Source organism: Streptomyces sp. CA-249302, from assembly GCF_050936785.1.
In the GTDB taxonomy this organism is placed as follows: domain Bacteria; phylum Actinomycetota; class Actinomycetes; order Streptomycetales; family Streptomycetaceae; genus Streptomyces.
In genome coordinates this window covers 602,882-616,850 of the sequence record NZ_JBNJMG010000001.1, presented here as the reverse complement: position 1 = coordinate 616,850, position 13,969 = coordinate 602,882, and the positions used below count along the sequence as shown (strand labels likewise).

Here is a 13,969-nt window from a genome sequence, read left to right as displayed (position 1 = left end):
TCCGTCACTCCTCCGGCACCATGTCGATCGCCCCGCACGGGCACTCGGCGGCGCACAGCCCGCACCCCTTGCAGTAGTCGAGGTCGATGGTGAAGCCCTTGCCCGGCCCCAGCTTGATGATGGCGTTGTCCGGGCAGACGCCGTAGCAGTTGTCGCACTCGAAGCAGTTCCCGCACGACATGCAGCGCCGGGCCTCGAACAGGGCGGTGGACTCGTCGAGTCCCTGCACCACCTCGTCGAACGTCGAGACCCGCCGGGCCACTTCGAGCCTCGGCCGCACGGAGGCCGGGGCGTCGGAGTAATACCAGGTGTTGAGCCGGTCGGCGGAGGCGGGGCCGTGCTTGGGGCCGGGCTCGTACGCGCCGCCACGCAGATACGCGTCGATGTGCCGGGCCGCCTTCTTGCCGTGCCCCACGGCCACGGTGACCGTACGCTCGGCGGGAACCATGTCGCCGCCCGCGAAGATGCCCGCGTGCCCGGTCGTCAGCCCGTCGGCCACCTGCACCATGCCGTGGTCGACGGCCAGGTCCGGCACGTCCTTGAGGAGCGACAGGTCGGAGTCCTGGCCGAGCGCCAGCACCACCGTGTCCGCGTCCAGCTCCTCGAACTCGCCCGTGGGCCGCGGGAATCCGGTCTCGTCGAGCTCCATCCGCTCGATGGTCAGCCGGCCCTCGTCGGCGTGCTTGATGGTGGACAGCCACTTCATCCGCACGCCCTCCTCCAGGGCTTCCTCGACCCCCTCGTCGTGCGCGGGCATCCGGTCACGGTTGCGCCGGTAGACCACCACGGCGTCGGTGGCTCCGAGCCTGCGGGCGGTGCGGGCCGCGTCCATGGCCGTGTTGCCGCCGCCGTAGACCGCGACCCTGCGGCCCAGCAGGGGCGGCCCCTCGCTTTCCATGCTGCCGAGAAGTGCCGCCGCGTCCAGAATGCGGGCACTGTCGCCGGCCGGGATGTAGGTCCGTTTGCCGATGCCCGCTCCCACGGCCAGGAACACGGCGTCGAAGCCGCCCTCCCGCTGCGCGGCGAGCACGTCGTCGACCCGTGTGCCGGTTTCGAGGACGACGCCGAGCGCGCGGATACGGTCGATCTCCGCGTCCAGCACCTCGCGCGGCAGGCGGTAGCGGGGGATGCCGTACCGCATCATCCCGCCGAGCCGGTCCTGGGCCTCACGGACCGTCACCTCGTGGCCGAGCAACCGCAGATGGTACGCGGCCGACAGTCCGGCCGGTCCGGAGCCGACGACCAGAACCCGTTTCCCGGAAGTGGCCGTGGGCGGTGCCACGGTCCAGCCGCGCCTGATCGCCTCGTCGCCCAGGAAGCGCTCGATCGAGTTGATGCCGACGGCGTTGTCGACCTGGACGCGGTTGCAGGCGGTCTCACACGGGTGGTAGCAGACCCGGCCCATCACCGCGGGCAGCGGGTTGTCCCGCATCAACTGGCGCCAGGCGGCCTCGTAGTCGCCGCTCTCCGCGTGGTAGAGCCACTGCTGGATGTTCTCGCCCGCCGGGCACGCCTGGTTGCACGGCGGCAACCGGTCGACGTACAGCGGCCGTTCGGTGCGCCAGGCGCCGGTGTGGTTGGCCAGGCTGGAGCCGACGTTCAAGGTGATCGCGAACGGTTTGTTCTTCACGGCACGTCCTCCTGTGCCAGCAGCCCGAAGCGGGCGATGTTGCGGTCGGCCGCCCGTTGCAGCCGGGCGATGACATCGGTGCGGAGCTCCGGTTCGAAGAGGTGCGCGTACCGCTTCTGCGGGCGCAGGTACTCCTCCACCGGCAGCCGCCGCCGGATCGGTGTGACGTCGGTGACCCCGCCGTCCACGGCCTCGAACACCGGGAAGAGACCGGTCTGTTCGGCCAGCCGCGCGATGCGCACCGTGTCGTGCGACGCCGTGCCCCAGCCCAGCGGGCAGGGCACCAGGACGTGCAGATAGCGGGCACCGCGCACGGTCATCGCCCGGTGTACCTTCGCCTCCAGGTCGCGCAACCCCGCGACGGTTGCCGTGGCGACGTACGGGATCTCGTGCGCCATCGCGATCAGCGGCAGGTTCTTGCCCTGGCCGAAGGGGGCGCCCGGCTGTTCGCCGACCGCCTGCGTGGTCGCCGTACGAGCCGTCGGGGGAGTGGCCCCGGAGCGCTGCACGCCGGTGTTCATGTAGGCCTCGTTGTCGTAACAGACGTACAGGACGTCGTCGTTGCGCTCGAACATGCCCGACAGGCAGCCGAGGCCGATGTCGACGGTGCCGCCGTCGCCGCCCTGGCCGACCACCCGGATGTCGGTGCGGCCCTTGGCGCGCAGGGCCGCGGCCACGCCGGCGGCGACCGCGGGGGCGTTGCCGAACAGGGAGTGCAGCCAGGGCAGTTGCCACGAGGTCTCCGGGTACGGCGTCGAGAACACCTCCAGGCAGCCCGTGGCGTTGACCGCGATCACCTTGCCGTCGGCCGCCCGCCCGGCCGCGTCCAGGATGTAACGGGCGCCGAGCGCCTCGCCGCAGCCCTGGCAGGCGCGATGGCCGCAGGTGAGCGCGTTGGAACGGCCCGGGTCGGCCTGGTCGGACTGCGACTCGGGCCCCAGCAGCCGGTTTCCGGCGGCGAAGCTGCCCACCTGGTAGAACTTGACCTGCTGGACGGTGCTCATCGGTTGCTCCCCACATCACGCAGGATGTTCTCCGCGGACGGACCGGACTGCCTGGACTCGGCCATCCGCGCCAACTCCCGGTCCACCAGCTCGTGGTTGAGGTCCAGGAAGGTCAGCTCCCCGAGCCGCCCGGCGATCGCGTCCTCGAACAGCCGGTGCAGTGACTCCTTGGTGATCGGCCGGCCGCCGAGCCCCGCGACCACGGTGTGGCCGTCGAGCAGGATCCCGGACAGCGCGGTGCGCACGTTCGCCGACACGATCCCGCCGATGCCCACCGCGAACGCCCGCTCCAGCACGACCACTTGGCGCGCCCGGCCGAGCACGGTCCGCACCGCGTTCAGCGGGAACGGCCGGAACGAGGTGATCGCCAGTGCCCCGATCCGCACCCCGCTCTCCCGCATCTCGTCGACGACGTCGCACACCGTGCCGAACACCGAGCCCAGCGCCACGACGACGATGTCGGCGTCCTCGCAGGCGTACGGGTGCACCAGGCCGCCGCTGGTCCGCCCGAAGGCCTGCCGGAACTCGTCGGCCACCCGCGGGATCACCTCCAGCGCCTGCATCTGCTTGGCGTGCGCCAGATAGCGCACCTCGGTGAACGCGTCCGGCCCCACCATCGCGCCGATCGACACGGGGTCGTCCGGGTCCAGGACCTGACGCGGCTCGTACGGCGGCAGGAACGCGTCGACCTGCGCCTGCTCGGGCACCTCGATCCGCTCCCAGGCATGGGTGAGGACGAAGCCGTCCATGCACACCATCACCGGCAGCGACAGCTCCTCGGCCAGCCGGAAGGCCTGCGGATGCAGGTCGGCGGCCTCCTGGTTGTCACGCGCGTACAGCTGGATCCAGCCCGAGTCGCGCTGCGACATGGAGTCGCTGTGGTCGTTCCAGATGTTGATCGGCGCGCCGATGGCCCGGTTGGCGACCGTCATCACGATGGGCAGGCCGAGTCCGGAGGCGTTGTACAGCGCCTCCACCATGTACAGCAGGCCCTGGCTGGCGGTCGCCGTATAGGTGCGGGCGCCCGCGGCGGACGCGCCGATGCACATCGACATCGCGGCGAACTCCGACTCGACGTTGACGTACTCGCACGGCTTCAGCGCCCCGGACTTCACCAGACGGCTGAGCTCCTCGACGATGTGCGTCTGCGGAGAGATCGGATAGGCCGCGATCACCTCGGGCCGGCAACAGGCGACGGTCTCGGCGACCGCGCGCGACCCCTCAGTCTGCTTGAGCATGCGCCTGTTCCTCCCGCTGTGCGTTCTGGACGTGGTCGTACGCCTCGCGGGCCGCGGCGGCGTTGGCCCGCCCCAGTTCGCCCGGGAAGCGCTCGCGGACGGCGGCGGCGAGCGAGTCGATCGTCACGCAGCCGGTGAGCGCGGCGAGGCCGCCCAGCAGGACGGCGTTCGGCACCGGCCGGCCGAAGTGACGTACGGCGAACGCGGTGGCCGGGACGGTGAGGACCGGGCCGGAGAGCCCGGTAAGGCCCAGTTCCGCCGCGGAACGGGGCGAGTTGACCAGTACGGAGCCGCCGGTCCGCAGGCCTTCGAAGACGTTCACCTGATGCAGCAGTGTGGGGTCCTGGACGACCAGCGCGTCGGGCCGCATGACGGGCTCGCGCACCCGGATCGGCCGGTCGTCGATCCGGCAGAAGGCCACCACCGGCGCCCCCGTCCGCTCCGATCCGAAGCTCGGGAACGCCTGCGCGTGGCGGTCCTCCATGAACGCCGCCACCGACAACAGCTCGGCGGCCGTGACGGCTCCCTGGCCGCCACGGCCGTGGATACGAACCTGGAACACGGCACCTTCCCTTCCGGACGGGATCCGCGTCTACGGATGAGTCACTCGTGCGGGACGACGGCGACCGGGCAGCGGACGTGGTGCATCACCGCGTGCGCCACCGGACCGGTGTGGGCGCCGAGCCGGGCCGGACGGTCCCTGCGGCCGACGACCAGCAGGGCCGCCTCCCGCGTGGCCTGGAGCAGCAGCTGGGCCGGGCGCTCGTGCTCCACCCGCGTGCGGACCTCCACCGCCGGGTACTTGTCCCGCCACGGCTGGAGCGCGCCGGCCAGGGCCTGCTCGGCGGTCCGCCGAGCAGCGAGGCTCATCGTGGCCGTCGGCGGGGCGTACGGACTGTGCCACGCGTGCACCACCAGCAGTGGCGCCGAACGCAGCGCCGCGCTCTCGAAGGCGAACGCGAGCAGCTCCTCGCAGGGATGCGCGATGTCCACGCCGACCACGACGTCGCGGTACGTCGTGCGTGTGGACGGACGGCCCTCCGGGTCCGGCAGATGGTCGTCCTCGGCGGACCGGTCGGCCCGCACCAGAACCACCGGCCGGCTCACACGGGCCACCGTCGCGAGTGCGACCGAACCGGCCATGAAGCCGCCGAAGCCACTGAACGCCCGGCTGCCCAGAACCAGCAGCTCGGCCTGCGCACCCTCCTCGATCAGCGCGTCCGCCGCGGGGCGGGCGATCTGCTCGGCGCTCAGGTACACCTGTGGATGGCGCTCGTTGAGCTGGTCCATCGCACCGCGCAGGATCCGCCGCGCCCAGTAACGCGGCGCCTCCAGCTCGGGCAATTGCGACGCGTCGGGGGACAGACCCTCCCACGCGTGCACGAGACGCAGCGGCACGCCGCGCCTGAGTGCCTCCCCGGCCGCCCAGTCGGCGGCGGCGAGGCTCTCACGTGAACCGTCCAGACCTACGACAACGGGGCGAAGCACGGCCGACACCTCCCCGGATCGTTGCCCGCCCACTTACCGGCGGACCTCCGCATCACCAGCTTCCTGGTGGGCGCGCCCTTCCGGGCAGGGGCTGCGTGGCCTCGGACAGGGGCCGAACGTCCCGGTGTCCGGCCGGGTTCGGGAGCCGGCCGGTGCACGCTCACAGTTTCAGCGTGAACCAGGTGGTCTTGCCCTCGTCGGTGGGACGGACACCCCAGTCGGCGGCCAGCGCGCGGACGAGGATCAGACCCCGGCCGGACTCCTCGTCGTCGGCCGCGAGACGGGGCTGGGGGAGGTGCGGGCTGTGGTCGCTGACCTCGACGGTGAGGCCGGTGTCGGTGCGGCGCAGGTGCAGGCCGATCGGGCCGACGGCGTGCTGGACGGCGTTGGTGAGGGTCTCCGACAGCAGCAGGACGGCGTCGTCCCTGGCCGCGGTGCAGTCCCAGGAGGCGAGCGCCTTGTGGAGGAACGCGCGCCCCTCGGGCACGGAGGACGGCACGGCGTCCAGGTCGGTGCTCATGGACGCGAGCGGTGCGGCGGGGAGCTGGGCCAAGAGGAGCGTCACGTCGTCGTTGTGGCTGTCGGCGTCGGGCAGCAGGCCCGCCAGCACGCGGTCGGCGACGGTCTCCAGACAGGCGGTATCGGTGAAGGACTGGTCCAGGACGAGGGCGAGTTCGCTGACCCGGCCCTCGATGTCGCTGCCCGGAGTCTCGATGAGACCGTCGGTGTACAGGACGAGAGTGGCGCCGGGCGGTATGGCCGTGCAGGACTGCTGGTAGAGGACGCCCCCGACGCCCAGGGGAGCGTTGACGGGGGAGTCGAGGCCGCTGACGTCCGCCCCGGGAGCGGCGACGAGGGTCGGCAGATGGCCGGCCGAGCAGACGGTCACCGTGCCGGTGTCCGGGGCGATCACCAGGTAGCAGCAGGTCACGAGCTGGTCGGGGACGTCGAGGTCGGCCACACAGGTGTCCAGAGCCTGCATCAGCTGGCGTGGCTGCATGCCGGTCTTGGCCAGGGCGTGCGCCGCCGAACGCAACTGCCCCATGACCGCGGCGGCTTCGAGACCGCGGCCCATCACGTCCCCATCAGCACACCCACCCGGTCTGCCCCCAGCGGAATGAGGTCGAACCAGTCGCCGCCCACTCCGGCGCCCTGGGTGGCCGGGCGGTAGCGGCTCGCCGTGGCCAGACCGGGGATGGCCGGCGGGGCACCCATGAGGCTGCGCTGCAGCGTGAGGGCGATGTGACGTTGCTGCTCGTACAGCGCGGTGAGTTCGGCCTCGGCGCGCTTGCGGTCGCTGATGTCGCGCACGATGGCGCACGCGCCGACCACCGTGCCCTCGGTGTCCCGGGTCGGCCACAGCGTGACGTCGACGTCCAGCAGCCCACCGGTCTTGGTGACCCGCAGCGTCTCGAAGTGCTCGACCTTCTCGCCACGCCTGAGCCGGTCCTGGAGCGAGTCGATCTCGCCCCGCAGGTCGGGCGGGGCGAGCAGCGAGACGTGTCGGCCGATGACCTCCTCGGCCGTGTAGCCGTACAGACTCTGGGCGGCGGCGTTCCAGTAGGTGATGAACCCGTCGAGGGTCTTGGCGAGGATCGCGTCCTGGGACGACTCGACGAGCGCGGCGAGTTCGTTGATCCGCGCCTCGGCGGCCTTGCGGTCGCTGACGTCCCGCACGGCGGCGGACACCAGGAGCCCGTCCGAGGTCTCCAGCGGGCTCAGGCTGATCTCGACGGGGAACTCGGTGCCGTCCTTGCGCAGCCCGTGCAGATCGAGTCCGGCGCCCATCGGGCGGACCTGGCGGTTGGCGGCGTAGCCGTCGCGGTGCAGGGTGTGCTGGGCGTGGAAGCGGTGCGGCATCAACAACTCGACCGGGTGGCCGAGCAGTTCCTCGCGCCGGTAGCCGAAGAGAGCCTCGGTCTGGGCGTTGACCAGCCTGATCGTCCCGGTGTCGTCGACGATCACCATGGCGTCCGGAGCGGCCTCCAACAGGCCTCTGAACCGCTCCTCGGCGGCCCCCGGCCCGCTCTCCCGCGGTGGCGCTCCGCAGCGGCAGCGACCGGCGTCGCCCACTCCCGCCGATGCGGTCGGTTGCACTCCCACGAAGCTGCCCATGGCCACCCCCAGTTCACCGCGCACGGCGATCCCGGACATCTCAGCGCTCGCGGGCCAGCGGTGCCACCACATGTCACCTACTGTCCGTCACTGCCCGAAACTTTCCGTCGTCGACCCTGGAAAGGTCGACCGGAACCCCTGTAACGGCCCATTCGGCCCATGGCGACGGCGAGCGGGTGCCCGACGCTGAAGGTGTCACGCGGCACGACCATGCCGCGCGGCACGAGCATCCGGGAGGACGCCATGCACGGCACTCCGCACATCGTGAGCGATGTGATGACCCGCACCGTCGTTGCCCTCGGCCGCGGAGCGACGTTCAAGGAGATCGTGAAGACCATGCAGCAGTGGAAGGTCAGCGCCATGCCCGTGGTGGAGGGCGCCAACCGGGTCGTCGGAGTGGTCTCCGAGGCCGATCTGCTGCCCAAGGAGGAGTTCCGCGACGGGGATCCCGACCGGTACACCCAGCTGCGCCGTCTCGCCGACCTGGTCAAGGCCGGTGCCGTGACCGCCGAGGAACTGATGACCGCGCCGGCCGTCACCGTGCCCGCTGACGCCTCCCTCGCCCAGACCGCCAGGATCATGGCCCTGCACAAGGTGAAACGGCTGCCGGTTGTCGGGGACGAGGGCGTCCTGGTGGGCATCGTCAGCAGGTCCGACCTGCTGAAGGTCTTCCTCCGCGACGACGAGGACATCGCCGAGGAGGTGCGGCGCGAGGTCGTCGCCCACGTGTTCCCCAACCCGGTCGAGCCGATCCGGGTCGAGGTGCGCGACGGTGTCGTGCGGCTCACCGGACGGATCCCCGACACCACCCTGGTGCCCGTCGCCGCACGCCTGGTGCGCGCCGTGGAAGGGGTGGTCGACGTGGACTGCGCGCTCATGGGACCGCGCCGCCGTCCGGCCCTCGACCCGGACCTGCCGGATCGTGAGATCACCGCGCCGCCGTCGGGAGTCGGCGGCGCGGCATGAGCCGGCGTCCCAACCGGCGGCTGTCAGGGGGACGTTGGGGCGCCAGGGCCGGTCGGGTCCGGTACGGGTCCGGCCGGCCCACGCGCGCCGCGCGAGGGCGCGGGACGCTGGAAGCAGGGAACAAGAGGAGGAGGGAGACATGACTGGCATGATCGAGCGGCTGCCGGGCTGGCCGACCCTGCCCGACCTGTTCGGCTGGGTCGAGTCCGGCTTCCCGGGGGCGCACACGGTCCCCGGTCTGCACGGTATCCGGATCGAGGAGCACCTGGCGGACGAGAAGTACGTGCTGCGGGCAGAACTCCCGGGCATCGACCCCGCCAAGGACGTCGAGATCACCGTCACGGAAGGCGTTCTGACCCTGCGGGCCGAGCGCAGTGAGGAGACGACACAGAAGCACCGTACGGAGTTCCACTACGGCTCCTTCGCCCGCTCCGTCCGGCTGCCGGCCGGGGCCAAGGGCGACGAGGCCACCGCCGAGTACAAGGACGGCGTCCTGGCCGTCACGATCCCGGTGCCCGAGACGAAGACGGGCACGAAGACCATCCCGGTGCGGCAGGGCTGAGCGCGGGTGGGCGCTCGGTCGGTCCGCGGTGCGCGGCCGGTACGCCGGCCGCGCACACGTCTGCCGGGACCCGCGTACCGGGGAGCAGAGGGAACGGCCATGTCCAGAACAGTGGGCGAGGGGACATGAGAGGCGGGGAGGGCCATCCGCTTCTCGCGGATCCTGATTGCGCGGTGCACGGCCGCCGGCCGTTTCTCCGCGCCCTTAGTCGGGCCCTCCCCGTCACCTCCACCACACCATGTGCGCACCGGACGCACCAGGGCCGTTCGGCCCCCGATCCCGGTCCGGGCCGTACGTACGTCGCGGGTGGTGTCGGGACGGTCACCGGAAGCAGCCCATGTCCTGCCGCGCCGCCGGTGCACCGACCGGCACAGAGACCGAGTGGGCACCGGCCTGGGCCGGGTGGCCCGGGACCCGGGGCCGAACCACCCCTGCTGAAGCCCGGCCGCCGGTGCCACGGTGAGGTCGGAGCTGTGTGCCCGAGCTCTCGCGCGGACCGAAACGAAAGGTGGTGGGGACGATGGAGCTCCCCCTGGTCGTGGGCGTCGACGGATCGGCCGGGAGCCTCGCGGCGGTCGACTGGGCCGTGGCCGAAGCGGTCCGGCACGGCCTGCCGTTGCGGCTGGTGTACGCGTCGCTGTGGGAGCGGTACGAGGGCGCAGTGCCGTCCGACAGCCAGGACCGGCCGTCCGAACAGGCGATGGCGGAGCAGGTCGTGGCAGACGCCGCGGAGCGTGCCCGGCGACGTGCTCCCGAGGTGAAGGTCACCACCGAGGTGATCCCCGAGGAAGCGGTTGCCGCGCTGCTGAGCGAGGGCAACAACGCCTCCGTCCTGGTAACCGGTTCGCGCGGCCGCGGTGAGCTGGCGGGCCTGCTCCTCGGCTCGGTCGGACTGGCCGTGGCGGCGCGCGCCCACGGTCCGGTGATCGTGGTCCGCGGCGACAAGGCGGGGCTGGCCGGCACACACGAGCGGATCCTGCTCGGCGCCGGAGACCCGGCGACCGGCGCGGAGGCGGTGCGCTTCGCCTTCCGCGAGGCCGAGGCCCGTGGCTGCACCCTGGACGTGGTGCGCACGTGGCGCTGCCCCGCGCACGAGAGCGCCGACCACCCGAAGCTGGCCCAGGACCCGGCGCACCGCCACGAGGAACAGGCGTCCGAACTGCTCGACCGGCTGGTCGCGGAGGCGGTCGCGGATCACCCGAAGGTCCGGATGCGCCTTGTCACCGTCGAGGGACCGGCCCGCAAGGTGCTGCTGAACCGCTCGGCCGCCGCCGACCTGGTGATCGTCGGAGCGCAGCGCCGAAAGGGCCACGTCGGTCTCCAACTCGGCCGGGTGGCGCACACGCTGCTGCACCACGCCGACTGCCCCGTGGCGGTCGTGCCCCAGCAGGCGTGAGCATGCGCCACCCCGACGAACCTACGACGTCCCATGACACGCTCGCACCGGTGCTGCGCGACGTCACGGCCGTCGTCTTCGACACCGACGGCGTCATCACCGACTCGGCCCGGGTGCACGCGGCGGCCTGGAAGACGGCATTCGACGCCTTCCTGACGGCCCGTCCGCCCAAGGACCCCGACGCGCGCCGCCCGTTCGACGCCCGGGACGACTACCTGCGGTACGTCGACGGCAAGTCCCGCCTGGACGGTGCCGCGGCCTTCCTCCGAGCCCGAGGCGCCGACGCCTCGGAGGAGATCGTGCGGGCCGTCGCCGCGGACAAGGAGCGGCTGTTCACCGAGCGGCTGCGTGCGCACGGCGTCGACGCCTACCCGGGCACGGTACGGCTGGTGCGTGCCCTGCGCGGCGCCGGGATACCCCGGGCCGCGGCCTCCGCGTCCCGGCACGCCGGTGAACTGCTCGACCGGGCCGGGGTGCTCGACCTGTTCGACGTGCTCGTGGACGGTGGCGAGGCGGCCCGCCTGGGACTGCCGGGCAAACCCCGCCCCGACCTCTTCCTTGAGGCGGTCCGCCGCCTCGGCGCCCCCGCGGGCCGCGCCGCCGTGGTGGAGGACGCGCTGGCGGGCGTGGAGGCGGGTCGCCGGGGCGGCTTCGCCCTGGTGATCGGCGTGGACCGCACGGCCGGCCGGGACACCAGCGGCCGGCTGCTGCGGCACGGCGCCGACATCGTCGTGTCGGACCTCGGAGAACTGGTCGCGGAAGGGGAGCCGAAGTGACGGGCTGGACCTGGGAGTACGAGGGTTACGAACCGGCCGACGAACGCCTTCGCGAAGCGCTGTGCACCCTGGGCAACGGCTGCTTCGCCACCCGGGGCGCGCTGCCCGAGTGCGCCGCGGACGAGGTGCACTACCCCGGCACCTATGTGGCGGGCTGCTACAACCGGCTCACCTCCGACGCGGCCGGCCACCAGGTCGACAACGAGGACATGGTCAATGTGCCCAACTGGCTGCCGCTGCGCTTCCGCCTGCCCGGCGGACCGTGGCTCACCCCCGACACCGCGACCGTGCTGGAGCACCGCCTGACCCTGCACCTGTCCGCCGGGATGCTGGAGCGCCGGACACGTTACGGCCTCGGCCACAGACGGAGCCTGGTGGTGCGTCAGCAGCGGCTGGTGCACATGGCGGACTCCCATCTGGCCGCGCTGCGCACCGAGTTCACCGCCGAGGGCTTCGCCGGCCGGCTCGACGTGGAGGCGGCCCTCGACGGCTCCGTGACCAACGCGGGCATACCCCGCTACCGGGACCTGGACGGCCGTCACCTCACGCACGTGCACACCGGAACCGCCGCGCCGGACACCGTGTGGCTGCGCTGCCGCACCCGCACGTCCGACATCCGTATCGCCATGGCGGCCCGGCTGGACGCCGGAGCGTCCGCCGCGATCAGCCACGAGGATCCGCGTGTCGTCCAGCGGCTGAGCCTCGACCTGGCGCCCGGACGCACCGTCGCCGTCGACAAGACGGTTGCCCTGCACACCTCCCGCGACCCGGCGATCAGCGACCCGCTGTTCGCCGCCGTCGACCGGGTCGGCCGGGCGCCGGGCTTCGACGAACTCCTGGAGTCGCAGCTCACGGCCTGGGACCAGCTCTGGCGCCGGGCCGACCTCCATGTCGCCGGGGAAGCGGGCCGCATCCTGCGGCTGCACCTCTTCCACGTCCTGCAGACGCTCTCCCCGCACACCGCCGACCTCGACGTCGGCGTGCCCGCCCGCGGACTGCACGGCGAGGCCTACCGCGGCCATGTCTTCTGGGACGAGCTGTTCGTACTGCCCTATCTCAACCTGCACTTCCCCGAGGTCTCGCGCGCCCTGCTCCGCTACCGTCACCGCCGCCTCGAACAGGCCTGCACGGCCGCCCGCGCCGCGGGCCGAAAGGGCGCGATGTACCCCTGGCAGAGCGGCAGCGACGGACGCGAGGAGACCCAGCGACTGCACCTCAACCCCCGCTCGGGACGCTGGCTGCCCGACCACTCCCGGCTCCAGCACCACGTCGGTTCGGCCGTCGCGTACAACGTGTGGCAGTACTGCGAGGCGAGCGGCGACGCCGAGTTCCGCGACACCAAGGGCGCCGAGATGCTGCTGCAGATCGCCCGCTTCTGGGCCGACTCGGCCGTCTACGACGAGACCCTCGGCCGCCACCGCATCAAGGGCGTGGTCGGTCCCGACGAGTACCACGACGCATACCCCGATGCGGCGGAGCCCGGCCTCGACGACAACGCGTACACGAATGTCACGGCCGCCTGGGTGCTCACGCGCACCCTGGAACTGCTGCGCACCCTGCCCGAACCACGGCGGCGCGAACTCGCCGAGCGCACCGGGCTGGACGCCGGCGAGATCGAACAGTGGGAGGACGTCTCCCGGACCCTGCACGTGCCCTTCCACGACGGCGTGATCAGCCAGTTCGAGGGCTACGGCGACCTCGCCGAGCTCGACTGGGACGGCTACCGCGAGCGCTACGGCGACATCCGGCGCCTCGACCGGATCCTGGAGGCGGAGGGCGACACCGTCAACCGCTACCGGGCCTCCAAAGAGGCCGACGTGCTGATGCTCGGCTACCTCTTCGCCCCCGCCGAACTGCAGGGCCTGTTCCGCCGGTTGGGGCTCAGGCTGGACGAGGACACTTGGCAGCGGACCGTCGACCACTACCTGCGGCGCACCAGCCACGGCTCCACGCTCAGCGGGCTGGTCCACGGCTGGGTGCTGGCCCGCGCCCGGCGGGCCGAGGCCTGGAAGTTCTGCCTGGAGGCACTGCGGGGCGACATCGCCGACGTCCAGGGCGGCACCACCGGCGAGGGAATCCACCTCGGCGCCATGGCAGGCACCCTCGACCTCGTACAGCGCGGCCTGACCGGTCTGGAGACCCGGGGCCGCGCCCTGTGGCTCGATCCGGTGCCGCTGCCGGAACTCTCCTCGTACGGGTTCGCGCTGCGCTACCAGGGCCACTGGGGCATCCGACTACGGCTGGAACGCGGGCTGTTGGAGATCGAGGTGCCCGCGTCCGACGGCTCGCCGATCGACGTACGGCTGCCGGACCGGGCGGTCTGCCTGCATCCGGGTCAGACGGGCCGACTCGTGCTCGGGGAGTGAGGGCGGGCGGGGCCGCATGGACCCGGACCGAGACCGTACGGCCCATGCCCGCCCGTCGTGGCGGGTGTGAGGCTGACGGTGACGAGGACCGCAGCGTACGAGCCGTCGTGCGCGAGGAGTGACAGGAGGCTGACTCCATGTACTGGAACGGGCACGACATGAACGGCTGGGGCTGGTTCACGATGTCGGTCGGCACCGTCCTGCTGTGGGCCCTGATCATCACGATGGCCGTGCTGCTCTTCCGCACCCTGAACCGGCCCACCGAGCCCCGCCACACCCCTGCCTCCCCCGAGCAGACGCTCGCCGAGCGCTTCGCCCGCGGGGAGATCGACGAGGAGCAGTACCGCCGGGGCCTGGCCGTGCTGCGTGGCGAAGGCCCCACCCTCACCAAACACTGACCCGACCCGCCACCCGAGGGGAGGTGCGCC

Annotated in this window: 13 protein-coding genes; 6 read left to right on the top strand and 7 right to left on the bottom strand. The window is 72.2% G+C overall.

Translation table 11 applies throughout. The annotated features are described in order from the left end of the window. Nucleotides 1-4: 4 nt before the first annotated feature. From ACQEWB_RS02740 to ACQEWB_RS02710, 7 genes are all read right to left on the bottom strand, one after another. Entirely contained in the window at nucleotides 5-1,630 is a 1,626-nt protein-coding gene (locus ACQEWB_RS02740; protein WP_432826611.1) for an NAD(P)-binding protein, read from the bottom strand. Next, a complete protein-coding gene (locus ACQEWB_RS02735; RefSeq protein WP_432826609.1) occupies nucleotides 1,627-2,634 on the bottom strand; it encodes a thiamine pyrophosphate-dependent enzyme in 1,008 nt (335 codons plus the stop codon). The genes ACQEWB_RS02740 and ACQEWB_RS02735 overlap by 4 nt, the downstream gene beginning before the upstream one ends. After that, on the bottom strand, nucleotides 2,631-3,872 hold the full coding sequence (gene porA / locus ACQEWB_RS02730; RefSeq protein ID WP_432826607.1) for a pyruvate ferredoxin oxidoreductase: 1,242 nt from the start codon (nucleotides 3,870-3,872) through the stop codon (nucleotides 2,631-2,633). The genes ACQEWB_RS02735 and porA overlap by 4 nt, the downstream gene beginning before the upstream one ends. Beyond that, nucleotides 3,856-4,434, bottom strand: a complete 579-nt coding sequence (locus tag ACQEWB_RS02725; protein ID WP_432826605.1) for a 2-oxoacid:acceptor oxidoreductase family protein — start codon at nucleotides 4,432-4,434, stop codon at nucleotides 3,856-3,858. Before ACQEWB_RS02725 ends, porA begins: the two co-directional genes overlap by 17 nt. A 41-nt stretch (nucleotides 4,435-4,475) precedes the next feature. Then, on the bottom strand, nucleotides 4,476-5,360 hold the full coding sequence (locus ACQEWB_RS02720) for a universal stress protein (protein ID WP_432826603.1): 885 nt from the start codon (nucleotides 5,358-5,360) through the stop codon (nucleotides 4,476-4,478). 160 nt (nucleotides 5,361-5,520) lie between these two features. Then, on the bottom strand, nucleotides 5,521-6,435 hold the full coding sequence (locus ACQEWB_RS02715) for a SpoIIE family protein phosphatase (protein WP_432826601.1): 915 nt from the start codon (nucleotides 6,433-6,435) through the stop codon (nucleotides 5,521-5,523). Further along, nucleotides 6,435-7,547: a PAS domain-containing protein gene (locus tag ACQEWB_RS02710; RefSeq protein ID WP_432826599.1), complete on the bottom strand. Its 1,113-nt coding sequence runs from the start codon at nucleotides 7,545-7,547 to the stop codon at nucleotides 6,435-6,437. Before ACQEWB_RS02710 ends, ACQEWB_RS02715 begins: the two co-directional genes overlap by 1 nt. A 171-nt stretch (nucleotides 7,548-7,718) precedes the next feature. Here ACQEWB_RS02710 and ACQEWB_RS02705 point away from each other — a divergent pair, with 171 nt between their 5' ends. The 6 genes from ACQEWB_RS02705 to ACQEWB_RS02680 all read left to right on the top strand — a co-directional run bounded on the left by ACQEWB_RS02705 (nucleotide 7,719) and on the right by ACQEWB_RS02680 (nucleotide 13,939). After that, nucleotides 7,719-8,441 carry a CBS domain-containing protein gene (locus ACQEWB_RS02705; RefSeq protein WP_432843619.1) on the top strand — a complete coding sequence of 241 codons (723 nt, stop codon included), beginning with the start codon at nucleotides 7,719-7,721 and terminating at the stop codon, nucleotides 8,439-8,441. Nucleotides 8,442-8,580: 139 nt separating this feature from the next. Further along, entirely contained in the window at nucleotides 8,581-9,003 is a 423-nt protein-coding gene (locus ACQEWB_RS02700; RefSeq protein ID WP_432826597.1) for an Hsp20/alpha crystallin family protein, read from the top strand. Between the two features lie 520 nt (nucleotides 9,004-9,523). Then, on the top strand, nucleotides 9,524-10,399 hold the full coding sequence (locus ACQEWB_RS02695) for a universal stress protein (RefSeq protein ID WP_432826595.1): 876 nt from the start codon (nucleotides 9,524-9,526) through the stop codon (nucleotides 10,397-10,399). 2 nt (nucleotides 10,400-10,401) lie between these two features. Then, nucleotides 10,402-11,175 (top strand): HAD family hydrolase, encoded by a 774-nt coding sequence (locus tag ACQEWB_RS02690; RefSeq protein ID WP_432826593.1) that lies wholly within the window; start codon nucleotides 10,402-10,404, stop codon nucleotides 11,173-11,175. Then, entirely contained in the window at nucleotides 11,172-13,541 is a 2,370-nt protein-coding gene (locus tag ACQEWB_RS02685; RefSeq protein ID WP_432826591.1) for a glycoside hydrolase family 65 protein, read from the top strand. Before ACQEWB_RS02690 ends, ACQEWB_RS02685 begins: the two co-directional genes overlap by 4 nt. Before the next feature lie 137 nt (nucleotides 13,542-13,678). Continuing rightward, entirely contained in the window at nucleotides 13,679-13,939 is a 261-nt protein-coding gene (locus tag ACQEWB_RS02680; protein ID WP_432826589.1) for an SHOCT domain-containing protein, read from the top strand. Nucleotides 13,940-13,969: the final 30 nt, after the last annotated feature.

Coding starts and splice junctions, on each gene's coding strand:
- ACQEWB_RS02700 (WP_432826597.1), top strand. CDS start 8,581: ATGACTGGCATGATCGAGCGGCTGCCGGGCTGGCCGACCCTGCCCGAC.
- ACQEWB_RS02735 (WP_432826609.1), bottom strand. CDS start 2,634: ATGAGCACCGTCCAGCAGGTCAAGTTCTACCAGGTGGGCAGCTTCGCC.
- ACQEWB_RS02695 (WP_432826595.1), top strand. CDS start 9,524: ATGGAGCTCCCCCTGGTCGTGGGCGTCGACGGATCGGCCGGGAGCCTC.
- ACQEWB_RS02680 (WP_432826589.1), top strand. CDS start 13,679: ATGTACTGGAACGGGCACGACATGAACGGCTGGGGCTGGTTCACGATG.
- porA (WP_432826607.1), bottom strand. CDS start 3,872: ATGCTCAAGCAGACTGAGGGGTCGCGCGCGGTCGCCGAGACCGTCGCC.
- ACQEWB_RS02710 (WP_432826599.1), bottom strand. CDS start 7,547: ATGTGGTGGCACCGCTGGCCCGCGAGCGCTGAGATGTCCGGGATCGCC.
- ACQEWB_RS02705 (WP_432843619.1), top strand. CDS start 7,719: ATGCACGGCACTCCGCACATCGTGAGCGATGTGATGACCCGCACCGTC.
- ACQEWB_RS02690 (WP_432826593.1), top strand. CDS start 10,402: ATGCGCCACCCCGACGAACCTACGACGTCCCATGACACGCTCGCACCG.
- ACQEWB_RS02715 (WP_432826601.1), bottom strand. CDS start 6,435: ATGGGCCGCGGTCTCGAAGCCGCCGCGGTCATGGGGCAGTTGCGTTCG.